Here is a 24,445-nt window from a genome sequence, read left to right on the forward strand (position 1 = left end):
AGGCTGGCAGGGCGATTGGAGCCCTGCCAGACGATTTCACTTGAGTGCCTTCAGGCCTTCCTTATAGGTGGCGACACCCGCGGCGTTGACCCGGGTGAGAGGCAGGACAGGCACGCTGACCTTGGCCTCGACCGCCTTGCCTTGCAGGAGATTTTGCGCTGCCTCGACCGCCTGGCGGCCCACTTCGAGCGGCTGCTGCGCCGTCGTGGCCTGAAGCACGTTGTCCGCGTTGAGAAGCATATTGGCCAGCTGTTCGGACCCATCGGTACCGAAGACAAAAACCTTGCCTTCAAGCCCTGCCTTTTTCACGGCCTGGACGGCGCCAATCGTGCCGCCTTCATTGGCGGCATAAATGATGCGGATATCGGGATTGGCGGTCAGCATGTCACTGGCAACGGCAAGGGCTTTTTCGGCGAGCCAGGCATCCTGCTGCGAAACGATGTCAATCTGGTCAGAGACCTGGCTGAGGAAGCCTTCAACGCGCGCATTTGACTGCTCCGGCAGGAGCGCCTTGAACGCGAGCAGACCAGCCTTGATCTTTTGTCCCTTGCCGATAGTTTTGATGAATTCGGCGGCGGCCTTTCCTGTGCCAATGCCGATGTCGCGATCCGAGCTCGTCACGCTGGCCTGTGCCACATCGCCATTGGCCGAGGTGCCATAGGTGACAACAACGATGCCGGCATCGCGCGCCTTCTTGAGGGCCGGGACGGAAGCGTCGGCCGACAGGGGTGCCACCACGATGGAGCCCACGCCGCGTGCAATGTAGGTGTTGATCAGCTGGGCTTCCTTCTCGAGCTTGCTGTCGCTGTTACCGGCCAGAAGTTCATCACCAGCGGCCTTGGCGGCCTTTTCCATGCCGATCTGTATGCCGCGGAAATACTGGTCCTGCTGGAAGACGATTCCAGCGATGGCCTTGCCACCCGCAAAGGCAGAGCCGGGCGCTAAGCCAAGTCCGACCAAGAGAGCAGCTGCCGCAAGGACGTGGCGCTTTGTATTTAACATGTCAGGTTTCCTCCCATTTTACCCTTATTGATACTGCCGGACCAGCGGGTAAAAGGTCCGGTTCTAGCGCACCATCACTGGACGATGCTGCCGGAGCATTCATGCCGGCGTCGTTGCCTTCTTGTCTGCGGACGGTTCACCGACAAATTTGAGGCCGAACTCCAGATGACGGCTCATCAGATAGGTGTAGGCAATCCGGTCGCGTGCTCTCAACGCGTCGATGATCTCGTTGTGGGTTTCATAGGTCGCCGACTGGATGGGTCGCTCTGCCTTGCCCAGGCGCATGACCTCCTCGATGACCGAACGCATCATGCGATAGGCTGCGAGTGTCGTCCGGTTGCCTGAAAGCTCGACAATACCCTCGTGAAACTCATAATCGTACCGGGCGGCCTCCCTGTCGTTCTGCGCAGTCAGAATTCGGGCGTTTGCCGTAGCCAGGCGGTCAAAATCCGCGCTGGTGGCGTTGAGAATGATATGATCGCCGACGCCGGTCTCCACGATCCGGCGAAACCCCTGCAGGTCGCGGAAGGAATCGGGCGATATGCCGTTGTGAAAGGCAAAAAGCCGACGGATAGCTTCGCCATGGCCGTCGCTGATGACAGCGCCGACTTTCGGGCGGGTCTCAATCAGCCCATAGGCCCGCAGCACCTGAAGCGCTTCGCGTACGGTGTTGCGCCCCGCCTGAAACAGTTCACCCAGATCACGCTCCGTGGGCAAGGCATCGCCGATACCCAGGCTTCGTTCCGCAATCATATCCCGGATCTGCTTGACCAGCCTGTCGACCGCAGAGGTTTTCTCCCCGTCGGCGGCCCCGGCATCTGCGCGGGCGTCGTTCACTATCGAGTTGTTCAAAGGCATCTCCTCCGATGCAAGTTCTTATTTGTTGGTCCAGATATGAAAATTAGTCAAGGCCATGGTTGTGAAATTTGACAAATTCACCCATTTTCTTCAAGTTTTCACGAAATTATGGGTTATCCGACTCCGAACGGATTGATACACAGATGCTATTGCAGGTTCTGGTCCAACAATATAAAGACCTACAGAACAGCAGGGAGGTTGTGAATGAACGCGATGGAAGAATGCTTTCGCTGGTATGGTCTGACCGATCCGGTGCCGCTGAGCCATATCCGGCAGGCCGGAGCCACGGGAATCGTTTCCGCTCTTCACCACATCTATGACGGCTCACCATGGTCCGATGACGAGATTCTGGCGCACAAGGCGCTCATTGAAGCGGCAGGACTGCGCTGGAGCGTTGTCGAAAGCATTCCGGTCCACAATTCGATCAAACTCGCAACGCCCGAAAGTGCTCGCTACATCGATTGGTACAAGGACACCATAAGGGCTCTCGCGCGCTGTGGCATGCGGGTGGTCTGTTACAATTTCATGCCTGTGGTAGACTGGACGCGCACGGAACTGATGCATCCACTACCCACCGGCGGTTACGCGCTTCGTTTCGACGCTGTGGATTTCGCGGCCTATGATCTCTTCGTCCTGAAGCGTCCGCGCGTCGAGGAAAGCTATTCCTCCGCTCAGATCGCTACGGCGCGTATTCGTTTCGAGACTATGGATCAGGCAAGAATTGACCGCATAGAGCGGAATCTCATTGCGGGGTTGCCGGCAACCGAACGCCAGTTCAACCGTGCGACCTTTCTGGCGGCACTGGCTGAATATGATGGTATCGATTCTGATGCTCTGCATGCCAATCTGGCGCGGTTTCTTGCGGAAATCGTCCCGGTGGCCGAGGAGGCCGGGGTGCGGCTTTGCGTCCATCCGGACGATCCGGCATTTCCCCTCTACGGGTTGCCCCGGATTGTTTCCACGTCCGACGATGCACGCCGGATATTGGCTGCCATTGACAGCCCGGCGAACGGATTGACCTACTGCACGGGATCGTACGGAACGCGCGCCGAAAACGATCTTCCCGCCATGGTGCGCGAATTCGGTCCCCGCATTCATTTTGCCCATTTGCGCAATGTCGAACGCGAAGATGACGGATCGTTTCACGAGGCCGATCATCTCGGCGGCTCAAGCGATATGCCGGCAGTCATTCTGGCTCTCCTGCAGGAACAGGAGCGCCGGCGCACCGAGGGCCGTGCCGATTGGCAGATTCCAATGCGCCCGGACCATGGGCATCTTCTCGCCGACGATATCGGCAAGGAGAGGATCAACCCCGGCTACTCGCTTATCGGCCGCCTGAAAGGCCTGGCGGAAATACGCGGCGTCATGCAGGGAATTACCGTAGCGGCAAAACAGTGAAGGCAGAACAATGAAAAATTTCGACAACGACACCGATCTGTTTGCTGCTATGCGCAGCAAGCTCTTCACTGCCGTGGTGGGTGATATTCTCGATACGATGGGCCTGCAGCATCAATTCCTGCCACCGCAAATCCGGGCACTGCGCGATGATATGGTGGCTATCGGCAGAGCCATGCCCGTGCTTGAGGCGGATTTTTTTGCGGTTGCCGACGAAGGCGGGCATGCGCAAATCAGCCGGAAACCGTTCGGGTTGATGTTTCATGCCCTCGACAGTCTGAAGCCGGACGAAATTTACGTCTGCTCCGGTGCCTCGCCACGCTATGCGGTCTGGGGCGAGCTCATGTCGACGCGGGCGCTGCAACTCAAAGCGGCCGGAGCCATATGTGATGGCTATTGCCGCGACAGCCGCGGCATCCTTGACCTCAATTTTCCAACCTTTTGCTATGGTTCCTACGCTCAGGACCAGGGACCAAGGGGCAAGGTTGTGGACTACGGGTTACCGATCGAGATCGCCGGGATCAGAATCCGTCCGGGCGATATTCTCTTCGGTGATCGCGACGGTGTGCTTGTCATTCCACGAGAGGCCGAACACGAGGCGATCCGGCTCGCATTGGAGAAGGCGGAAACCGAGAGCAAGGTGCGCCTTGCCATAGAAGCCGGGATGACCACGGTTGAGGCTTTCGAACGTTTTGGCGTGATGTAGACGAATTCCAGATTTCGGGTTCTTGAGGTGGTGAAGGCGTATAGTCTTTACTGACGGTGATGAGCTATGGCCGCGACGCTCTGAGTGCCAGGGCCAATACCATGTCAAGGAGAACGTTGGTGCCTGCTGATACGTGTTCCGGTTCGGCATATTCGCGCTCGTTGTGGCTGATACCGTCGCGGCATGGAACAAATACCATTGTCGTCGGCACAATCCGCGCAAGATTGAAGGCATCGTGCCCGGCCCCTGAAACGATATCGAGTGAGGGGTAACCGCGGACACCCACACGTTCACGGGCCAATGCTATCAGCGCAGTATCAAAATGAACGGCGGGAGAATGCCAAATTGCCCTGCAGTTTGTCTGAACGCCCTTCTGGTTTTCGTTCAATGTTACGATACCTGATTGAAGCCAGTCATGCATTGCCGATAGCACATCGTCATCGGGATGGCGCAGGTCAACCGATATTGAAATTCGGCCAGGGACGACGTTCATTGATCCGGGCGCTGCTTCAATTCTACCTATCGTACTGCGTGCCTGTTCATCGGTATGGCCAACTGCCTGAACCAGATCGATAATTCGGGCCAAAATGGGCGTCGGATCTCGCCGCCGATCCATCGGAACGGGGCCAGCATGGGTTTCATCGCCGAGGATCGTCAGTTCATACCACCGGATTCCTTGTCCACCGGTAACAATTCCTATGGTCTTGTTGTGATCTTCCAGTACCGGTCCCTGCTCGATATGCAGCTCGATATATTTGTCGATTGCGTGAGACCCAGGCGAAAGGCCATCGAGATAGCCATTCTTCCTGAGTTCATCCCGAACGCTGATGCCGGCCATATCTTCTGTTGCCAGCGCTTCATCGAGTGATTGAATGCCGCAATGAACCCCAGACCCCATCATTGCAGGATGAAACCGGGCTCCTTCTTCATTGGTCCAAACAGCAACTTCGATGGGTTGTGCGGTCTCAATACTATGGTCTTCCAATGTTTCCAGAACCTCGAACCCAGCTAGAACACCAACCACACCGTCAAAGCGCCCACCATTTGGCTGCGTATCGAGATGGCTACCCATCACCAGCGGTTTCGCCGCTTTGTCCCTGCCCTCCCGCCGAACAAAAAGGTTTCCGATCTGATCGTGGACATGGCTGAAACCACGATCCTCCACCCATGACAGAAACAGGTCCCGGCCTCGCTGGTCATCGCTTGAAAGCGCCAGTCTCCGCGATCCCTGAAGCGGAATCTCGCCAATTGTCGCCATGTCCATCAACCGCGACCAGAGGCGTGTTTTGTTAACCGAAAGCCGAGACGCGTCCATCCATCCCCATCCTTGTCCGCACGGGGGACTACTGTCGAAAGATCCCGCGTCACCGGCGGCAATCTGCGTGTTTGGGCTTGACGCATCCAGTCCCCTATTTGGGTGACTTCCGAAAGTGCAGACCTGCGCATAGCCTCCCGACGAACCTTTTTCCCAACTGAATGGAGAGCACATGCTCGATGGGAACTCGACCGATTGGCATGCCGTTGCGAAGAGCCTTCGCCCCGACACCAGGCTATTGATTGATGGAGACTGGTGCGATGCTGCCGATGGGTCATTGTTTGCTTCGATCAATCCGAGCACCGGCGAAGAAATTGCCAGAATATCTTGCGGTAGTGACAAGGATATCGCGCGCGCAGCTGGCGTCGCCAGAAAGCGATTCCAGCAGGGTGTCTGGTCACAGATGCCCTCGCGGCAACGAATGGACGTGATCTATCGCTTTGCAAACCTGATTGAGAGCAATGCCTCGACATTTGCCGCGCTCGATACGTTGGAGATGGGCAAACCCATCTCCGAAATGCTCTCGATCGACGTGCCAGCGAGCGTGCTGACACTGCGGTTTATGGCGGAATGCATCGACAAGATCGGTGGTGCGTGCCCCAACACGGATCTCGGGTCTCTGCACTACATTCTCCGTCAGCCTTTGGGCGTCGTCGGGTGTATCACACCCTGGAACTACCCTCTCATGATGGCCGTCTGGAAGATCGCACCGGCACTGGCGGCAGGCAATAGTGTGGTTCTGAAACCGGCTGAAGATGCGGCGTTGAGTGCACTTCTTCTTGGCCGACTGTTTCTGGAGGCAGGAGGACCGGATGGCGTGCTCAATGTCGTGCCCGGTCGCGGTACGGTGGCGGGCAAGGCATTGGCATCATCGATGGAGGTGGACAAGATTGCATTCACCGGGTCGACCGAAGTCGGACGGTTGATACATCAGTATGCCTCGGTATCTAACCTCAAAAAGGTTTCCACGGAACTCGGCGGAAAATCCCCCCAGATTATTCTCGGGGATGCCGGCAATTTGCAGAGCGTGGCGGAATGCGTGGCTGACGGCATATTTGCCAATCAGGGCGAGGTTTGCTCTGCGGGATCGCGTGTACTTGTCGGCAGAGCCATACACGATGAATTCTGCGAGCTCCTGAAAGAGGCAACCCAGCGAAAATATCAGCCCGGCGATCCCCTTCTTCCCCAAACCACGATGGGTCCTCTTGTAAACAGAGGGCATCAATCTCGCGTGCTAGCATATATCGATGGTGCCCATTCGCAGGGTGCCAATCTTCTCCTCGGCGGTGCTGCTGACAAGGAAGTGCCCGCCGGATGCTTCGTGTCTCCAACGATCTTCTACGGTATACGCGCCGATATGACGATTGCCCGTGAAGAGGTGTTCGGTCCCGTATGCGCGGTTATTGCCCACGACGGACCAGAACATGCGGTGGCCATCGCCAATGACAGCCCGTACGGGCTTGCAGCCGGAATCTGGACCCAAAATCTCGGCAATGCGCACCGTATCGCCCGCGACCTCGAATGCGGAATGGTGTGGGTCAACGGATATATGAGCGGTGATATGACCCAACCCTGGGGCGGATGGAAACAATCCGGTCAAGGCCGCGACAAATGCATGGACGCATTGTTGGAAAACACCCAGACAAAGTCGGTGTGGGTGACACTCGATTCAGCGCATTAAGAGCTTCCCATGACCATTAGCGAAACACTCCTCGCCAGATTGAAAAACCCCTCGCTATTGATGGCAGCCGGCTATGTAGCGGGTAAATGGGCTTTTGAAGCGATCAGCGGCTCGCGTTTTCAGGTTACAGATCCGGCAACCGGCGAGTTGCTGGCTGATTTGCCGGATTTAGGGCCTGTGGAGACGTCAAATGCCATCGATACGGCCCACAGCGTGCAACGGCAATGGGCGGCTAAAACGGGTAAGGAGCGTGCCGCCATCCTGCGCAGACTCTTTGACCTGATCGTCGCCAATACCGATGATCTGGCGGCGATTGTCACTGCGGAAATGGGAAAACCTCTGGCAGAAGCGCGCGGAGAAATCCTCTACGGTGCATCCTATCTCGAATGGTTTGCCGAAGAAGGAAAGCGCATCAATGGCGATGTTCTTACCTCACATCAGGATGATAAGCGGCTGTTTGTAATCAAGCAACCGATCGGCGTGACGGGAGCAATTACTCCGTGGAATTTTCCTCATGCCATGCTGGCACGCAAACTCGCGCCCGCTTTGGCCGTCGGCTGCGCCATGGTCGCCAAGCCTGCAGAACAGACACCCCTTTCAGCGATTGCCCTCGCGGTTCTCGCCGAACGCGCAGGCCTCCCAGCAGGGCTGCTTTCGGTCGTAACGGGGACGGATGGGCCGGCGATCGGCCGTGAAATGTGCTCAAACGAGAAATTGCGAAAGCTGACATTCACCGGTTCGACGGAGGTGGGACGCATCTTGCTGCGTCAGGGAGCGGATCAGGTTATGAAAATGTCGATGGAACTGGGCGGCAACGCCCCTTTCATCGTTTTTGATGACGCGGATGTGGACGCTGCAGTCGCAGGGGTATTGCTGTCAAAATACCGCAACAACGGTCAGACTTGCATCTGTGCCAACCGCATTTACGTACAAACGGCTGTTTACGACACTTTTGCCGCAAAGCTTGCAACGACGGTTGCTGAACTGGAATTGGGCAGCGGCTTTGCACCGGGCGTCACCATGGGGCCCCTGATCGACGAAGCGGCAGTCATCAAGGTTGAGGAACATGTCGCCGATGCCGTGTCCAAGGGTGCTGTTGTCCTGGCGGGTGGAAAGCGCTCGCCCATTGGCAATCTGTTTTATGAACCGACCATACTGACCGGAGTGACGAGCAGCATGAGGATTGCCAGGGAAGAAACATTTGGGCCAGTAGCGCCCCTTTTCTTGTTCGATACCATCGAAGATGTGATCGAACAGGCAAACGCCACGGAATTTGGTTTGGCCGCATATTTCTACTCGCGCGACCTGACCAGAGTGTGGCGTGTCGCCGAAGCGCTGGAGTTCGGAATGATCGGTATCAACACCGGATTGATCTCGACCGAGACGGCGCCGTTTGGCGGTGTCAAGCAATCCGGCCAGGGGCGTGAAGGCTCGAAGTACGGAGTTGAAGACTATCTGGAAATGAAATTTCTCTGCCTTGGCATCTCATGATGAAGGGCCTGCATTTTTAAGTAGACCGAACAGCGCCTTCTTGCCGAAATCAGGAGAATGCCACCATTCCCGCTTCAGCGTCCATCGGAGGAAAAGCCTGGGCCGCGATGAACATGGAGAACAATTCTCCCTGCGAGGAGATTTTCAGTTTGGCATATATGCGCTTGCGATGAACCTTGACCGTCTCGGGGCTGTTACCCAGCAATCGTGCAATGGACTTTGTCGAATGTCCTTTCAGCATCAATCGAACAATCTCCGCCTCGCGGGTGCTCAATCTTGCGCTGCCACAGCGGTCAAAAGTTGGTCCCATGTCAGGCAATGAGCGGTAAATTGGGGCTTCCGGATTGGGCCAATGTTTGTGGCATAGCGCCGATATAACGGGCAATAAAGCATCCAACTGCTTGGTGGCATCGGGAGCGCAGCACGCATTGGTGTTGCGCTGGCCGAGTGACAAAACAATACTGGTGCCGTTCCCGGCGCCAATGAAAATTGTCACCTCGTCACGCAGGCCAATATCCGAATAGAACATCTTGTAATATTCGGTTGTTTTAAAATCGTCCGGCGCGCATTCATCAAGGGTAACGACACAATCCCGGATATCCGACTTGAACAACCCGTAAAAGGGGTCGAGCAGATACGCATAACTGAGATAGGGACCAATCGTGCGCCGCGTTGCCTCGGCATCGAGATTTGAATAGAGCTGGCGTGGTGGCAGATCCTGCGAAAAGATCGAGATGAAAATGCTGTCAAAGTTGAACACACTCAGACAAAGATTGCCGAGCAGCTCGGGAAAGTCGTCACGGCCGACGGCCGTGACTGCATTGGCGATATAGGTCATCTGGTTCGTCGTGGAATTGTCCATTCGAATGCTCCACCTGTGGTGCTTGCTTGGAAGGAAAACCGACCTACCCCATCACGCCGGTTCCTGCTGCGTGATGCAATGAATGCCTCCGCCACCGATTGCGATCGAATCGATACGTACCTCGCGCACACGCCGTTCCGGAAAAAGCGACCGGAAGATACCACGGACAACCGTGTCCGATGCAACTCCATAAACCGGCATCACGACGCCGCCATTGACCAGGTAGGAATTGACGTAGGACCGGCAGAATTTCGGATGCTGTGATGGAGCCTCGACAGCCTCGGGTACTGTCACGATCCGGATGCGGCGGCCCTTGGCGTCCGTCTGCCCTTCCATGGCGTCGAGATTTTTCCTGATATAATTGTTCCATTCACTTGGTTCCGTACCAGGACTTTCCATCAAAACGACGCCGGGAGCCACGAAAATTGCAATACCATCGACGTGGCCATCCGTTTCGTCTTCCAGCGGATTTCCGGGCAGCCAGATCACCTTGTCCCCGCCCAGCATTTCCATCAGCTCGGTTTCAATCGCGGCTTTGGTCCAGCCCGGATTGCGATTGATGTTCGGAAAACAGGTCTCCGTCGTGATGATTGTGCCTTCTCCATCGACGCTGACGCCGCCGCCTTCGGCAACAAGGTTTGAGGTATAGGACTTCACATCAGCCGTTTCGCAAACAGCAGCCGAAAATGCTGCATCGCCATCATGCGGATGATATTTTCCTCCCCAGGCATTAAACCGAAACTGTGTACCTGCCCGCTGACCGTTAGGATTTGTCAGGAAACACGGCCCGGCGTCACGCGCCCAGCTGTCGTCAATATCAGCCTGAACAATATCAATATCGTCATCGAGCATGACGCGCGCCTCAGCGTAGTCCTGTGGACGAACGGACATTGTCACTGGTTCGAATTCGCGGATGGCATGGGCTACCGCGGCATAGTCGCGTCGGGTGGCCGTGATATCTGTCCAAACCTCGGCACGGCAGGGCCACATCATCCATGTACGTTTGTGTTCGGCCCATTCCGCTGGCATTTTGTAACCGGCTTGGCGTGGCGTTTGGTTGGACATGACATCACCTTTGCATAAAGAATGCTCATATTTTTGATATGGCCAATTCTGGAATAATCCTAGTAAACCAACGAATATCCTGCTATTCAAACTCGAAATTCTCAACTATTTCATGAGTTATTCTCATGCATTCGAATTATCGCAATCTTCCCCTCGGCGCTTTGATTGGCTTTGAAGCAGCAGCCCGGCTTGAGAGCTTTTCGCTGGCTGCGGCAGAACTCAACATGACCCAGTCGGCTGTAAGCCATCAGATAAAAGCGCTTGAAAACCAGCTCAGCCAGCCGCTGTTCCGCAGGATCAATCGGGGGGTTGAACTGACTGATGCAGGGCGCGATCTGCGCGGGACTGCCGCCGCGGCTCTAGAGACTATTCGTCTTGGGGTGCGACGACTGGATTTTTACACAAAGCCCGGCTCGGTCGTGCTCATGATGCCTCATGCCTTTGCGACAGGATGGTACATGCCGCGCGTCCCCGCATTGATGCGCGACTTGCCGAATATCGAGCCTTGGCTGGTCACTGCAGACGATGAGCCCGATGTTGCAAATTCGGAGATTGACTTCGCGATAACGCGCGGGCGCGGCGCCTGGGACGGGCTTGTCGCTGTCCGGCTTTTTGGCGACCGGCTGCACCCCATGTGTGCGCCAGAATTGCGGCGGCGTCTGCCGGAGACGGTGACCCCGCGCATACTCCAGGATGTCCCGCTGCTTCATCATGAGGAAGAGGAAGATTGGCAGAATTGGTTTGCCACAGCAGGCGTTGCACGGCCCAGCTTCGTCAAAGGCCTTAACTTCTCGGACCCCGGCATGGTGCTGGATGCCGCTGCGCGTGGCTTGGGCATATGTCTCGGCAGTATGCGGCTTGCGGGTGAGCGCATTGAGAAAGGCGAACTGGCGGTGCTCGGTGATGGTGTCCCCTCCAGCCGCCCATATTATCTCATCGCGCACCCGCGCAATTTGAAGCGCCCCGGCGTAACCGAATTGTGGGACTGGTTCCTGTCCCAGGCAGACGCTTCTCAAGAGGGTTAGGTCGTACTATACCCATCCAGCGTGCCGAGTGCAGCATACATCTCCGGCCGACGATCGCGGAAAACGCCCCAGGCACGACGATAGGCTTCGATTTCATCCAGATCAAATGCCGCGGTCAGATAGGTCTCGTCGACTTTGTTTGCTTCCGCAACGATCTCTCCGGTGTAGTCGGCAATGAATGAACTTCCGTAAAAGACGGTCGAGGTCTCTCCGTCCGTTTCGGTCGACACCCGGTTGGATGCGATCAATGGCACAATATTGGCGGCTGCATGTCCCTGCATTGTGCGCTGCCAATGCCCCGATGAATCAAGCGCCGCATTCAGCGGTTCACTGCCAATGGCGGTCGGAAACAGGAGCAGTTCCGCACCTTTCAAAACAAGGGAGCGCGCCGTTTCAGGAAACCATTGATCCCAGCAGATGCCGCATCCAATCCGGGCAAACCTGGTCTGAACAGCGCGGTATCCCGTATCACCGGGGCTAAAATAGAACTTCTCGTGATATCCCGGCGCCTGCGGAATATGGGTCTTTCGATAGTTCCACAACACCTCCCCATCGGCATCGATGATTGCCAGTGAGTTGAAATAGACCGTACCGGACCGCTCAAAATAGGAGATGGGCAAAACGACGCCGAGCTGTTTTGCCAGCATCCGGAAATGGGCAACGCCACGGTCATCCGCCAGCGGGCGCGCCAGTTCAAAATGATCCAGCCGCTGTTCCAGGCAAAAATACGGTGTCTGAAAAAGCTCCTGGAGCAAAATGATCTGCGCACCGTCTTCGGCGGCGAGCCGGACAAGATCTTCGGCGCGCTGGATATTGTCATCGATATCGCCGCTGCACGCCATCTGGGTCGCCGCAACCGTCAATTTCCGCATTTGTCTCTCCTTCAATGATTAGCGTGCAGCCATGAAGTCTTTGATTGCATCCATGATGGCGCTGACAATCGTATCGCATTGCACACGGTCTATGATCAGCGGCGGTGATACGATGATGCGGCTACCAACGGGGCGCACGATCACACCGCGTTCGATGCACCCCGTGAAAATGCGTTCCGCGGCATTTTCAGAAATCGGCAGAGGGACTTTGGTCGCCTTGTCGGCCACGAGATCAATGCCAAGCATCAGTCCCCTGCCGCGCACATCCCCTACAATGTCCAGGTCCAGCAGTTTCCTTGCTGCCTGCTGCAGATAAGCGCCGGTGCCGGAAGCATTTTCAAGCAGTCTCTCACGCTCCATGATTTCAATGTTTTTCAGTGCCGCCGCACAGGCAACCGGATGCCCGAAATAGGTAAGCCCCATTGAAAACACCCCGCCCTCGCACTGCGGACGGCTGATGACATCGTAAATTTCGTCAGAAATCAGCGTTGCGCCCAAGGGAATGTAACCGGAGGTAATTCCCTTGGCACTGACGATCATATCAGGCTGGTAGTTGTAGACTGAAGCGGAGGCGAACCATTCGCCCAAGCGGCCGAAAGCCGTGACGACCTCGTCGGCAATGTAGAGAACGTCATAACGGATACAGACCTTGCGCATTGCTGCGTGATACCCGTCGGGAGCAACGAGCACGCCGCCCGCCCCCATGATCGGCTCGGCAATGAATGCAGCAACATTGTTTGGGCCGAGTTGCACGATCCGGTTTTCAAACTCGTTGACCAGGAAATCGCAATAGGCGGCGTCCGTCATATCGGTTGGTTTGGCATAAAGATCGGCAGCGGAGATGTGATGAATGAAATCCTCTCCGACCTGATTGAAGCCATACTTCGTACCGTGAATGCCGGTCAGGCTGGCCGCAATGTAGGTACCCCCATGATAACCATTGTTGCGCGAAATGATCTTGCGCTTGAAAGGCATGCCCTTCATCGCAAAATAATACTGCGCAATACGCACGGCCATTTCGTTGGCCGTCGAGCCGCCGCAGGAATAATACACATGATTGAGCGAACCCGGCGCCAGTTCGGCCAGTCGTGCGCCGAGCTCGGCAGCGGGTATGTTCGACGATGCTCCAAAAGGATTGTAGTACTGCATGTCAATGATCTGACGCGATACAGCCTCTGCCATTTCCGCGCGCCCGTGGCCGATATTCACGCACCAGAGACCGGCAATCCCGTCGAGAAACTTGCGTCCCTGCGTATCGGTAACGTACATGCCTTGCGCTTTTTCAATGATCTGACTTCCGCTTTGCGCGAAAGTCGAGAAATCGGTGTAGGGATGCAGGACGTGGTCGCGGTCTTTTTCCCACGCGGTCCGCTCGTTGGAGCGTAAGAGGTTGGGTAAGGCGGTCATTTGTTTCTCCAGAAATGCAGGCCAGAAAGTGACCCGTACAGGGGATCGGGTCAGTTCAAGAGTTTGGTCCAGACGCGGTCGTAGAGCTTGGTCGATGCCGGGCTGCAATTCGGTATGAATTCAGGTGCGGCTGCACCTGCCGGTGGAGCCAGTTCTGGAGCAGTTGCCAATTTTGCATCAACAAACTTTTCGGAGCCCTTGATGCCATTGGAATAGCGGGCGTAATTAGTGACCATCGCCGCATTTTCCGGATCCATCATGAAGTTGATGAATGTCTTCGCATTCTCCAGATTGGGTGCGCCCTTGGGGACAGCCAGATTGTCCATCCAGCCGGAAAACCCTTCCTTGGGATAGATATAAACAAGCGATGGTTTTTCGTCCCTGGCGCGCATGGCGTAACCATTCCAGGCCATCGAAGCGACAGCTTCACCTGAGACCAGTGCTTCTTTGAACTCGGAATTGTAACTTTTGACCCACTGTTTCTGGGTCTCCAGCAATGTAAGCACCTTCTTCATATCTTCCGGATTTTCATTGCAGCGCGGCAAATTGAGATAACGAAGCGCGATGTTGATGACTTCATTAACGTCACGCATCATGTTGATCCTGCCTTTGACCTCAGCAGGCGGATTGAACAGGACGCCAAGTGTGTTGATATCGCCCTTGACGAGAGCGCCATCGATCATGAAACTCGTGGTGCCCCACGCCCACGGTGCCGAATAATTGCGACCGCTATCCCAGTACACATTCCGCCAGCGTTCTTCGACGTTGACGTAATTGGGCATCGCATTGACATCGATCTTTTCGAGCATCTTTTCGCTGATCATCAGCTGTATGTTGGGATCGCCAGCCACAACCACATCATAGCCGCCAGCGCCCCCGCGAAGCTTGGCCAGCATGGTTTCCATCGAGTCAAAAGTATCGACATGAACCTTGATGTCGAATGCTTTCTCAAATTTTGTCACCAGGTCCGGGGGCGTATATTCGCCATAGGTGTAGAGGAACAGATCTCCCGCGGCGAAAACAGGTGAAGCCCAGGCGATCATCGTGGTCGTGAGTAAAATGGTTTTCAATCTCATAGTATCTGTTCTCCCTTTTGTGATTTTGATGCGTGTCACGAAGTTTTTCCTGCGCGCCCCAAAACGCCTGCGATCATCAAAAGAACGATTGATCCGATCAGCATGAGGGTGGAGATCGCATTGACCTCGGGTGTAATGCCTAGCCGAAGCATGCCGTAGATGTGCACCGGCAACGTCGTTGCACCGGGTCCGGCAACCAGCGCCGTGATAATGAAATCGTCGAGCGAGATAATGAACGCCAAGAGCCAACCGGATATCAATCCGGGGACCAGAAGCGGCAGCGTAATGCGCCAGAATACCCGAATGGGAGAGCCATAGAGGTCGGCAGCAGCGGCACTGAGACTAGGATCCATCCCCTCAAGCCGCGCGCGGATCGGCAGATAGGCAAAGGGAATACAGAAGACGATATGAGCCAGGAGGATCGTACCGAAACCCAGGCTGATACCGAGCGACACGAAGAACACAAGCGAAGCGACAGCCGTCACGATCTCAGGCACCATGAGCGGAAAGGTTAGCGTGGCATAGGCGAGAGCCTCGCCTTTGAACCTGTTGTTAACGGTTGCCAGTGCGGCACCAAGTGCGAGCACGGTAGACACCGATGCAGCGATTGTCGCTATTGTCAGCGAATTGATTGCCGCTGCCTTGATGCCGCTATTGCCAAAGACCGTACTGTACCAGCGGAATGAGAAACCGCTCCACTGGCTCACAGATCGCCCGTCATTGAAGGAGTAGGCGCAAAGAAACAGGATCGGCAAATAGAGAAAAAGCACACCGGCGACTGCGATGGAACCAAAACCGGAGAAAGCACGGATGTCCTTCATACGAGCGTTTGCCATCGGCCTAGTACCCCACATTCTTGCGCGCTGCACGACGAGCCATCCAGATCAGGACGATCAACGTAACGGTGAGCAGGATCATTGAGAGCGCAGCTCCGAACGGCCAGTTATGAGCACCCTGAAATTGCGTTCCGATGAGATTGCCGATCATCAGTGTCTTGCCGCCGCCCAGAATATCGGGGGCGAGATAGGACCCGATGGACGGGATGAAGACCAGCAGACTTCCGGCGATCAGACCTGGTCGCATCACCGGCAACACGATCTTGAAAAATGCGACACGGCGCGAGGCGTAGAGATCATACGCCGCTTCCAGCAACCGGAAATCAAAGCGTTCGAAAGCCGAATAGAGCGGCAGGACCATGAAGGGTAGAAAACTATAAACAAGCCCCAGACCAATGGCGAAGTTGTTGTAGCTAAGCGGCAGAGGCCCTTGGACAAAACCGGTCATCATGATGAGCTTGTTGACCGGACCATCATCGCGCAAAATGAACAGCAGCGCGATAGTGCGGATCAAAAGGTTCACCCAATAGGGAACGGTGATCAGGAAAATCCATATCGACTTTGAGCGCTCCGATCGCGTGGCAATGAAATAGGCCATTGGCACGCTGATCATCAGGCAGAGGACGGTGCAGATGGCAGCCTGAAATACGGAGCGCCACAGGATCAGCACATAGTCGGCCGAAAATTGAAGACTCCCATCGAGGAAATCCCGCTCGAACAAAATCTGCAGATACCCCTCGGTCGAAAAACTCCAGACCACGCCGCCATAACGTTCCGGTTGCAGAAACGAATAGACAAATACAATCGCGACGGGCGCAATCATGAAAACCGCAATCACGCCGATGGCGGGAAACAGCAGACCCGCGAAGGCCCAGCGCTTTGAAAGACGATAGGAAGTGGAAGCTTGCAGACCAGCATGTGCCGTCATGATACGAGCACCCTTGCGGCATTGGGTTCGAATTCCAGCTGCACCGTGTCCCCGGGTGCGAAATCCTGAAGCCCCCGAAGGCCCCCACGCGGGGAACGTACCGTGAAGGTGTGGCCACCTGCCCTCAGATGATACTCGACCGCATTACCAAGATAAGTTCGATCGAACACAGTCGCAGGTCCCAGTCTGCACTGTCCGTTTGACCTCGAAAGAGCGATGCGTTCCGGACGCACGGACAGCGTAACCTGCTGCCCCCTGCTCAAATGATCGGCCGAGTTCAAATGAACCGATCCAAGACCTGCCAGTTCGAATTCCGCCACGCCGCCGTCAACGCGGGTGACCGTGGCGAGAAGCAAATTGGACTCACCAATGAAATCAGCCACAAAGCGGCTTTGTGGCTGTTCATAAATTTCCTCCGGTGTCCCGACCTGTTGCAGATGCCCTTCGCTCAGCACCGCCACCCGATCGCTCATCGCGAGCGCTTCTTCCTGATCATGGGTGACGAAAATGAATGTGATCCCCGTTTCACGCTGAAGCGCCTTAAGCTCAAGGCGCATCTTTTGCCGCAACTTCAAGTCAAGCGCAGAGAGCGGTTCATCCAGCAGCAGCAGCTTGGGCTGAGGAGCCAGCGCACGGGCCAGTGCCACCCGCTGACGCTGCCCACCGGAAAGATGGTCCGGCTTGCGGTCCGCGTAATCGCTCATGTGAACAAGAGCAAGCATCCTCTCGACAGTCCGGTCGATCTCGGATCGTGTTCTTCCGAGCATTTCCAGACCAAAGGCAATATTGCGGCGCACGGTCATATGCGGAAACAGGGCATATTGCTGGAAAACCGTATTGACGGGGCGCGCCTCCGGCGGCAGGTGACTTACATCCTGGCCGAAGATCCGGCACACCCCGTCCGTCATGGTTTCGAATCCGCCAAGAATACGCAAAAGCGTCGTTTTTCCGCATCCGGACGGGCCTAGCAGCGTGAAAAATTCATTGGCATGAATTGCCAGATTGATATTTTCCAGCGCTTGGAAAGCCTGTGGTGTCGACGGGTTATAGATCTTCTTGAGGTTTACCACCTCAGCAGCAACCATTGTTGCATCCACACCGCTACTGATTTGAGCGACAGTTGCCAGCACATCGGATCGCAGCGCGATATCGGGACGGAAAGCGGTCATTGCCATCAAAAATATACCTCCTCGCAAAGACGCCGTTCCCATTTTTATTTTGGCGTTTTGGAAAGTATGCGTCCGCTCTGCCAGTAACGTGAGTCACCCGATTGGGGTATAACGCGTCAAGTTGAGGCGAGAGGTAATGTCAACGAAATGGATCCCGGTGGCCATTTCGCAGGAACGGGCACCGGGATTTGCATCAGGCTAAAAGGATTGAAGCAGCGTGATGATGCTTTCAGTCTATCCCATTAAGCAGGCTGCTGCTGGGTCGTGCAGTGGATGCCGCCACCGCCGGCGGCGATCGCATCGATGTTGAGCTGCACGATCTCGCGTCCCGGCAGGACATCCCGCAACGCGTCACGGCAGAAACGGTCAGCCTTCGCATCGCCGAATTCAGGAGCGATGACAGCGCCGTTGCACAGGTAGAAGTTGATATAGCCCGCTGCGAATTCCTTGTTCTCGAACTGCGGCCGCACGCTGCCGGGGCCGGGAATGACGACCACCTGCAATTTCTGCCCAGAGCTGTCGGTCGCTTCCTTGAGCAGTTCAAGATGCCGCTTGGTCACCGCGTGATCATAGGACGTCGGATCAGTGTCAAGGCCGGCCACGACGACGCCCGGGCTGACGAAACGGGCGTAAAAATCCGTATGGCCATCGGTGATGTCCTTGCCCTTGATACCCGGCAGCCAGATGATCTTCTTCAGTCCGAGAAGGCGTCCCAGTTCCTCCTCACACTGTTCCCTGCTCACGCCGGGATTGCGGTTCTTGTTCAAAACGCAGCTCTCGGTGATGATTGCCGTGCCCGTGCCATCGACTTCGATGCCGCCGCCTTCCAGCACCAGCCTGGTGCGCAGTGTCTCCACCTTTGTCTTGCCGGTGACAAATTCCGCAACTTCCGCGTCGCCGCCGTGTTCCTGCTTGTTGCCCCAGCCGTTGAAGTTGAAGTTGACCCCGGCCAGCTGGCCGGCGCTGTTCTTGACGAACACCGGCCCGGTGTCGCGCATCCACAGATCGTCGATTTCGTGCACGAACAATGTCACCGCATCGCCGCACAGGCGCTCGGCCGTCTCCCGGTCTTCCGCCCGCACAAGCATGTTCACCGGTTCGTGCGCGGAGATGGCCTTGGCGATCACCGCAAGGTTGTTCTGTGCGCCGCGTTGGAGTTTCTTGCCCCATACGTCTTCACTGGGGCCAAACGCCATCCACGTCGCCGTGTGCCGATCGCCCTCGTCGGGCATGTGCCAGGTGTTGTCGGCGGCAAATGCCATGGTTGCGCCTCTGCCGATGACGCTGGAAACAACCATGCCGGATGTTGCTTGAAGGATGTTGCGGCGCGTTATCATAATTACCCTCGATTCAAGTAAAGTAGAAATTGCGATGAATCGGAATTTGTCCGATTAAATTGTTTACCGATGCTGGCATCACCGAAGTGGCGGACGGTCAATGATAACTGAGCTGGAGCTGTTCTCATCTCGTCCCGCGGTATCTCTCAACACGCTTCCCCAGCCATGACTGTACATGTCATCCGTCGCATCCAGGAAAGAGCGATCGAAATTGGAGACCGCGTTGTTTCAAGACAACTTACATGTAGCACCTCGTGAACCATACGGCGCAATATATGGAGCAACTAGTATCTATATTAGTACCCCGAATTGGGTACTGCTCCGTTGTTTCATTCTAGGATTGGCAGCTAGAATTCCGGATCGAGGTGTACGGACCTGGCACAAAAGAAGCGTCGCAAGGGTTGTCGATAACGTTCGTTTGTAAATGCCGATAAAAAGCCCGTTCTGTCTTGCCTATGTACGTGCTGAACAGAGTGAAAGCGCCAAACGGACGAACAACGTGACTTTGTCTTCGTAGCCGCACAGACGTTCCAAATTCATCATCTGCAAGGTATCATTCGGAGGCGCTTTGGGGCGGCGTTTGCAAACGCCTAAGCGAGAACGCAGGATGTCGGTCGATGACGAGCCACGAAATTCACAGGGCTTCTGATATGGGTGCGACCGCTCGACCTGGAACCACCGGCCTGCGACAATTCCTTGATCTTGAGCAGCAGCGCGATTGGATAGAGGGCAAGATCGACTTGCCGGACACGGGCGACCGCTTGGAGTCCCTGGAACAGCGCTTCAAATATGTGGCTCGATTTGAGAAGCTGCTTGGTCGTCCGCAAGCAGGGGAAGTCCTCGAGATTCTCGGGCTGTACGGTCCAAATTGCATTCCGATCCCGCGCAAGACCGAGCGCTCCTACTGGTCTGTTTCCTGCCTGCCGTCGACCTCGGACAAGCCGCTCGTCCGCGTCAATGCGAGCTGGATGGAACTTTTTACGCTCTATGCCCAGGACGAAGACATCCGCGCCAGATTCATCGTGCATCTTTCGGATTTCACGACGGATCGTTCAGCCACGCCGAGCCGAGTGGACAAACCCTTGCTCGAGCAAAGTGTCGCGGCGCCAGAGCACGTCAGTTATTTCTTCCCGCGTGGTACCGACATTTTCGGCATCAATGTGCGCGGCTCTGTCTCGATCCGCAAATTCCTCACGAGCCGCCGTATGGTGGGCGCCATTCGGACGTTCAACCTGACGCACATGAACCGGGGGCGGAACGCCTATCAGGCGAGCCATTGCTACAGCGTAGCGGATTACATGCAGGCAGATCGAGGGGTTCTTTAATGCGCGCCATGTTGGCGAACTCGCTGGCGCCATTGCGGCCTCTTTGCGCCGCCAAGACGGCCGTTAAACCAGGTTACGACATTTCCTCAAAGCTGCAGTTCTGCGTACGGGATCTGGCGGTCCAGTTCGGAGTGGAAAGCTGATCGTCTCCTTTGATTCGACCGCGTCATGAGCACACGATGCGCGGCGCCTCGCATCAGTTGATGATTTCGCCTCGTTCGTCTGAGCGCAGCGCGGTCAGTCGCTGTCTCCATACCTGTAGTGCTTCGGGCGTCAATCTTGTCCAATGCGTGATTTCGCCAATGACCTTGAGCGGTGCGCTGCTGCGATACGACCGAGTGGGGTTGCCGGGAAATTTCCTGTCGGTCACGTTCGGATCGTTCTCGAATGTCCCGGTCGGCTCTACGACGTAAACACGCGGGACTGCGCCGCCTTCGGCGAGTTCAGCCGCGATTTCAGCGGCAAGCCCGGCACCGTCCACAATGGCAGTAAAGTAGATATGGTTCATCACCACTTCGGGACGATAGTTCGACCGGTATCCTGCTGTGAGGAAATCACCCGGGCGCAAATCTGCGACTGTGCCGTGAAAGAAGGGGCCCTCGTCCAGCGCTTCGGTCATCGTGATTGTCCTTATCTAGTGAGTCTGCCTGTCGTCAGTGAGCTAAGCGGTGCCAATGTCCGCGATGAGGCCCTAAGCGACGTGGGAGGATTCCGCTCCTCCCGTTTCTGCCTCGCGCCCTCCATGCTGTCGATAGCGGCCGCCCGTACACAGACATCGTGTGGGGCTATCCTGTTCCGTCGAGCTCTATGACTTGCGTGATCAACCGCAGCTCGATCTGAACGCCGCCTCGGCCATCGCCAACTGGCGCGAGCGGCACTGAGCGGCCAAGGGCTCACCCATCCAGCCAGGCCGCGAGGCCGTCCAGTGTCTGCAGTCCGTATTCCACCGCGCCGAAGCCGATGACCACCTGACGCCGCTCGCGGCTGGGATGGAGCTGGCGCATGGTCAGCACTGTCTTGCCATCCGTCTGCTCGTCGAAGGTCACTGTGGCACGGAAACGGTCGGGGTCGTCAGGATCCGGCGTGCCATAATCCATCACGATCCGCTCGTTCGGCACGATCTCCACAAAGCGCATGAGGCTTGGGAAGCGCTGCTGCTCGCCCTCGAATACGCCCACCATGTCGAACCGCCAGACCCCGCCCTCGCGGATATCGGCTTCGTGGGTTTCGATACTGAAGCCGGCCGGACCGTACCATTCGCCAAGTGCCTTGGGGTCCATCCAGGCGGCAAAGACCTTGTCGCGTGGGTGGTTGAGCAGCTTCACCAGCACGATTTCGCGGTCGAGCGACCATGTCTCAAACAGGTTTGCCATGTCCTTCACCCTCCTCTTCCGTTTTATCCAAGTAGACTTCCAGCCGATCCAACCGCTCAGCCCAGCGCCGGCGCTCGGCTTCCATCCAGTCAGCCGCCTCATCGAAGCGCGACTGCACCAGACGGCACCAGCGGCTGCGCCCGCGCTTCTCGCTGACGATCAGTCCGCAATCTTCCAGCACCCTGAGATGCTGGGCGAAGGAGGGCAGCGCCATGTCGAAAGGCTCGGCCAGGGCGCTGACCGGCAACTCACCCTCGACCAGCCGCGACACCACGGCACGGCGAGTCGGGTCGCTAAGAGCGTGAAAGGCGAGGTCGAGCGGAGTCGAATGATAGGGCATGTGCATCAGTAAAGTGGTCGGGGGCGCCGGTCAAGGATAAAAAGGTACTTGCCTTAGTATCCGACTTCAAATACAAAGGCAAGTACCTTAGTAATAGGCCTTGAGTATTGAGGCAGTTATGGTGCAACCAGACGCAAGGAGGACTCCCGTGGCAGTTCGTGTCGATCTCATTATCTCGCTCGATGGTTTCGCGACAACGACGGACCAGACGCCCGAAGCGCCGTTCGGCGAGGACTGGCCGCGTCTCGTCGGCGCATACACTGCAACGCGAACGTTCCGTAAGCGTGTGCTTAAGGATACCACGGGAGCAGGGACCACAGGTATCGACGACGAATACGCGAAGGACTACTTCGCCAATGTGGGGGCCGAGATTATGGGCGCTGGTATGTTCGGACTCCACAACTTTCCCGACGATCCGAACTGGCATGGCTGGTGGGGCGACGAGCCACCGTTCCGGGTTCCGGTCTTCGTCCTCACCCGCAACACGCGACCCTCCATAGAGATGGCCGGCGGCACCACTTTCCACTTCCTCAAGACCACCCCGGTTGATGCGCTCCAGCAGGCTGTCAGTGCGGCGCGCGGCAAAGATGTGCGGGTTGGCGGTGGTGCGACTGTCGTTCGCGACTTCCTCAAGGCGGGCCTTGTCGATCGTCTTCACGTTGCGATCACTCCGATCTTGCTCGGGCGCGGCATCCGCCTGTGGGACGATCTGCGCGGCCTGGAAGCGGGCTACACAGTCAAGACTGAAACGGCACCGAGTGGCACTATCCACCTCACCTTCCGGCGCTAGCCGTTAGCCTCTGACGTCGGAGAGAGGTGTCATTCAGAAGCATCCGCCGGGGCCAAGGAAAATACTGACGTTTTTAGCGTGAGCATCGGGTGTGTCACTGCCTTTCAAAAGGTTGATGATTTCCGCATTCCAGGGCCGCCGGCGGGCTGATATTTTTTGGTGGGCGGGATCGACAGCGCCTGGCACGTGTCCTCTTGCGGCAGACTGAGCAATCTTCCGTCCTTCGCCCAAATGCGGTCGAAACGTTCTACGATTAGTGTACGACCTTCCTCGAATTCCGCGATGTCGACGGCGCTGCCCTGGCTCAAGTGCACCTGTTTGCGGGCGCGGCGCAGGATGGCGCCGAGTTGTTTTTCTGTTCGTTCATGCCGGCCTCCAATCGCCAATAGACGCGAAAGCGTTTAAAAACCCAGTATACGGGAATGCGTATAAGGACGCAGACGCACACCAATCGTCGCCTACCGCCGGTGTTTGACCCTGAGCTTTGATGGGGCGCCGGTGCATGAATGCAGCTGAAATCGTCAATGGACGCTATTGGTTCTTGTTTCGATCCATGCATCGCCAAACGCCGATCATGCACTTGACGATGACATGGTTGGTTCGTCGCTCTTATCGCGGCCAATCATCTGGATCTTATCCCAGATCTTTGCAGGCGTGGGAACGTCCAGGCTGAAAATCGTTTCGAACGTGTCGGCAAGGTGATCCGCGCTCGTGATACGCTGTTCGCTGACGCCCTCTGCCGTCACGCGGCACAGGCAATCGTTCTTCAGGGCGACATAGCCATCTGCGGTATGCCGCAGGATCGCCAGCGCGTTCGTGAACGGCGAGCCGGGATCCTGCGTCAACCAGCCAAGCGTGGCGGCGATGGCGGCCTCATCGCTGTGATCGGGCCGGAAATCGAAGCTGTGCGCCATGCCGCGCGCATGATTCCTGAAACGCAGCCAGCCGTCGTTCGTCGGCATGATCGAAAAATCGAAGCCGCGCTGGCTGATCGGCCCGACGGCAAGCGGTACGGGCTCGACGATGGCGTCCGCCAAGCCGACCTCGGCGAGGTACGGGCGGTCGAGATCGACACGCAGAGTCAGATGGTTGCCGATGGCGTTGTCGCCCAGCGTTTCACGATTGACGCCGCCGCACAGGCGGGTCACGCGGAATCCGAGTGCGGCGAGCGCCGCGCCGAACAGACCATTCATCTCGTAGCACCAGCCGCCGCGCGTGCCCTCCACCATCTTGACGAAGGCGGCGGCCGGGACGATTGAGGACGGCCATCCCATGAAAGCATCCAGTGCCTCCCAGGTGAAGGCCAAGAGATGGGCGCGGTGAAGTTTCGACAGGCTGGCAACGTCAAGGGAAGCCGGCCGTACGACTCCGATCCTTGCGAGATAGGCGTCCAGTTGGCCGGACGTCAGGATCATTCCACTTTCGCTTGAAGAGGCGTGCGTCATGCTGCGGTTTCCTTTCGACGGACTGGTAGGGGCTCTGTGGTCATTTCTACATTAATACACGCTAAGGGCATTTTGCAGGTGACGGGAAACACATGATTTCCGCTCACCGTGATCGCGGGGCAAACTGGCCACGCAATAGGGCCATTT

At 56.6% G+C, this 24,445-nt stretch carries 24 protein-coding genes; 7 read left to right on the top strand and 17 right to left on the bottom strand.

Features of this window, described 5'->3' with window-relative positions:
* Window positions 1-36: 36 nt before the first annotated feature.
* A complete protein-coding gene (locus ACP7B1_RS14080) occupies window positions 37-1,002 on the bottom strand; it encodes a substrate-binding domain-containing protein (protein ID WP_426137027.1) in 966 nt (321 codons plus the stop codon).
* A gap of 99 nt (window positions 1,003-1,101) precedes the next feature.
* Entirely contained in the window at window positions 1,102-1,854 is a 753-nt protein-coding gene (locus ACP7B1_RS14085; RefSeq protein ID WP_426137028.1) for a FadR/GntR family transcriptional regulator, read from the bottom strand.
* Between the two features lie 219 nt (window positions 1,855-2,073).
* On the opposite strand from ACP7B1_RS14085, the gene uxuA reads away from it, so the two are divergent.
* Both uxuA and ACP7B1_RS14095 read left to right on the top strand, forming a co-directional pair.
* Window positions 2,074-3,258: a mannonate dehydratase gene (uxuA, locus tag ACP7B1_RS14090; RefSeq protein WP_426137045.1), complete on the top strand. Its 1,185-nt coding sequence runs from the start codon at window positions 2,074-2,076 to the stop codon at window positions 3,256-3,258.
* A gap of 10 nt (window positions 3,259-3,268) precedes the next feature.
* On the top strand, window positions 3,269-3,961 hold the full coding sequence (locus ACP7B1_RS14095) for an RraA family protein (RefSeq protein ID WP_403183546.1): 693 nt from the start codon (window positions 3,269-3,271) through the stop codon (window positions 3,959-3,961).
* A 64-nt stretch (window positions 3,962-4,025) separates the two neighbouring features.
* On the opposite strand, the gene ACP7B1_RS14100 is transcribed toward ACP7B1_RS14095, so the two are convergent.
* Window positions 4,026-5,276, bottom strand: a complete 1,251-nt coding sequence (locus ACP7B1_RS14100; RefSeq protein ID WP_426137029.1) for a Zn-dependent hydrolase — start codon at window positions 5,274-5,276, stop codon at window positions 4,026-4,028.
* 172 nt (window positions 5,277-5,448) lie between these two features.
* On the opposite strand from ACP7B1_RS14100, the gene ACP7B1_RS14105 reads away from it, so the two are divergent.
* Window positions 5,449-6,957: an aldehyde dehydrogenase family protein gene (locus tag ACP7B1_RS14105; RefSeq protein ID WP_426137030.1), complete on the top strand. Its 1,509-nt coding sequence runs from the start codon at window positions 5,449-5,451 to the stop codon at window positions 6,955-6,957.
* 9 nt (window positions 6,958-6,966) lie between these two features.
* Window positions 6,967-8,448 (top strand): NAD-dependent succinate-semialdehyde dehydrogenase, encoded by a 1,482-nt coding sequence (locus ACP7B1_RS14110; protein ID WP_426137031.1) that lies wholly within the window; start codon window positions 6,967-6,969, stop codon window positions 8,446-8,448.
* Between the two features lie 49 nt (window positions 8,449-8,497).
* Here ACP7B1_RS14110 and ACP7B1_RS14115 read toward each other — a convergent pair whose 3' ends face one another.
* Window positions 8,498-9,286 carry a helix-turn-helix transcriptional regulator gene (locus tag ACP7B1_RS14115; protein ID WP_403183558.1) on the bottom strand — a complete coding sequence of 263 codons (789 nt, stop codon included), beginning with the start codon at window positions 9,284-9,286 and terminating at the stop codon, window positions 8,498-8,500.
* A gap of 75 nt (window positions 9,287-9,361) precedes the next feature.
* Window positions 9,362-10,375, bottom strand: coding sequence for an agmatine deiminase family protein (locus tag ACP7B1_RS14120; protein ID WP_403183560.1), 1,014 nt, complete (start codon window positions 10,373-10,375; stop codon window positions 9,362-9,364).
* 125 nt (window positions 10,376-10,500) lie between these two features.
* Here ACP7B1_RS14120 and ACP7B1_RS14125 point away from each other — a divergent pair, with 125 nt between their 5' ends.
* On the top strand, window positions 10,501-11,400 hold the full coding sequence (locus ACP7B1_RS14125; RefSeq protein ID WP_426137032.1) for a LysR substrate-binding domain-containing protein: 900 nt from the start codon (window positions 10,501-10,503) through the stop codon (window positions 11,398-11,400).
* Here the strand turns inward: ACP7B1_RS14125 and aguB are convergent.
* The 7 genes from aguB to ACP7B1_RS14160 all read right to left on the bottom strand — a co-directional run bounded on the left by aguB (window position 11,397) and on the right by ACP7B1_RS14160 (window position 18,986).
* Complete coding sequence (gene aguB, locus ACP7B1_RS14130; RefSeq protein WP_426137033.1) at window positions 11,397-12,272, bottom strand: N-carbamoylputrescine amidase; 876 nt, start codon at window positions 12,270-12,272, stop codon at window positions 11,397-11,399. The genes ACP7B1_RS14125 and aguB overlap by 4 nt on opposite strands.
* An 18-nt stretch (window positions 12,273-12,290) precedes the next feature.
* On the bottom strand, window positions 12,291-13,787 hold the full coding sequence (locus ACP7B1_RS14135; RefSeq protein ID WP_426137034.1) for an aminotransferase: 1,497 nt from the start codon (window positions 13,785-13,787) through the stop codon (window positions 12,291-12,293).
* On the bottom strand, window positions 13,730-14,794 hold the full coding sequence (locus ACP7B1_RS14140; protein WP_426137035.1) for an extracellular solute-binding protein: 1,065 nt from the start codon (window positions 14,792-14,794) through the stop codon (window positions 13,730-13,732). The genes ACP7B1_RS14135 and ACP7B1_RS14140 overlap by 58 nt, the downstream gene beginning before the upstream one ends.
* Complete coding sequence (locus ACP7B1_RS14145) at window positions 14,791-15,591, bottom strand: ABC transporter permease (RefSeq protein WP_426137036.1); 801 nt, start codon at window positions 15,589-15,591, stop codon at window positions 14,791-14,793. Before ACP7B1_RS14145 ends, ACP7B1_RS14140 begins: the two co-directional genes overlap by 4 nt.
* A gap of 4 nt (window positions 15,592-15,595) precedes the next feature.
* Entirely contained in the window at window positions 15,596-16,519 is a 924-nt protein-coding gene (locus tag ACP7B1_RS14150; RefSeq protein WP_426137037.1) for an ABC transporter permease, read from the bottom strand.
* A complete protein-coding gene (locus ACP7B1_RS14155) occupies window positions 16,516-17,694 on the bottom strand; it encodes an ABC transporter ATP-binding protein (protein ID WP_426137038.1) in 1,179 nt (392 codons plus the stop codon). The genes ACP7B1_RS14150 and ACP7B1_RS14155 overlap by 4 nt, the downstream gene beginning before the upstream one ends.
* Before the next feature lie 236 nt (window positions 17,695-17,930).
* Complete coding sequence (locus ACP7B1_RS14160) at window positions 17,931-18,986, bottom strand: agmatine deiminase family protein (RefSeq protein WP_403183584.1); 1,056 nt, start codon at window positions 18,984-18,986, stop codon at window positions 17,931-17,933.
* 656 nt (window positions 18,987-19,642) lie between these two features.
* Between ACP7B1_RS14160 and ACP7B1_RS14165 the strand changes: the two genes are divergently transcribed.
* Entirely contained in the window at window positions 19,643-20,350 is a 708-nt protein-coding gene (locus ACP7B1_RS14165; protein WP_426137039.1) for a hypothetical protein, read from the top strand.
* A 196-nt stretch (window positions 20,351-20,546) separates the two neighbouring features.
* Here the strand turns inward: ACP7B1_RS14165 and arr are convergent, their stop codons facing one another.
* The 3 genes from arr to ACP7B1_RS14180 all read right to left on the bottom strand — a co-directional run bounded on the left by arr (window position 20,547) and on the right by ACP7B1_RS14180 (window position 22,063).
* Window positions 20,547-20,969 carry an NAD(+)--rifampin ADP-ribosyltransferase gene (arr, locus tag ACP7B1_RS14170; RefSeq protein WP_403183591.1) on the bottom strand — a complete coding sequence of 141 codons (423 nt, stop codon included), beginning with the start codon at window positions 20,967-20,969 and terminating at the stop codon, window positions 20,547-20,549.
* Window positions 20,970-21,243: 274 nt separating this feature from the next.
* Window positions 21,244-21,723 (bottom strand): SRPBCC family protein, encoded by a 480-nt coding sequence (locus ACP7B1_RS14175; RefSeq protein WP_403183594.1) that lies wholly within the window; start codon window positions 21,721-21,723, stop codon window positions 21,244-21,246.
* Window positions 21,707-22,063, bottom strand: a complete 357-nt coding sequence (locus ACP7B1_RS14180; RefSeq protein ID WP_403183597.1) for an ArsR/SmtB family transcription factor — start codon at window positions 22,061-22,063, stop codon at window positions 21,707-21,709. Before ACP7B1_RS14180 ends, ACP7B1_RS14175 begins: the two co-directional genes overlap by 17 nt.
* A 148-nt stretch (window positions 22,064-22,211) precedes the next feature.
* On the opposite strand from ACP7B1_RS14180, the gene ACP7B1_RS14185 reads away from it, so the two are divergent.
* On the top strand, window positions 22,212-22,853 hold the full coding sequence (locus ACP7B1_RS14185; protein ID WP_403183600.1) for a dihydrofolate reductase family protein: 642 nt from the start codon (window positions 22,212-22,214) through the stop codon (window positions 22,851-22,853).
* A gap of 104 nt (window positions 22,854-22,957) precedes the next feature.
* Here ACP7B1_RS14185 and ACP7B1_RS14190 read toward each other — a convergent pair whose 3' ends face one another.
* Together ACP7B1_RS14190 and ACP7B1_RS14195 are read right to left on the bottom strand one after the other, a co-directional pair.
* Window positions 22,958-23,167 (bottom strand): HipA domain-containing protein, encoded by a 210-nt coding sequence (locus ACP7B1_RS14190; RefSeq protein ID WP_403183707.1) that lies wholly within the window; start codon window positions 23,165-23,167, stop codon window positions 22,958-22,960.
* 258 nt (window positions 23,168-23,425) lie between these two features.
* A complete protein-coding gene (locus tag ACP7B1_RS14195; protein WP_403183603.1) occupies window positions 23,426-24,298 on the bottom strand; it encodes an arylamine N-acetyltransferase family protein in 873 nt (290 codons plus the stop codon).
* Between the last annotated feature and the right edge of the window lie 147 nt (window positions 24,299-24,445).

It is taken from the genome of Phyllobacterium sp. SL163, from assembly GCF_049896885.1.
GTDB classification, from domain to species: Bacteria; Pseudomonadota; Alphaproteobacteria; order Rhizobiales; family Rhizobiaceae; genus Phyllobacterium; species Phyllobacterium calauticae.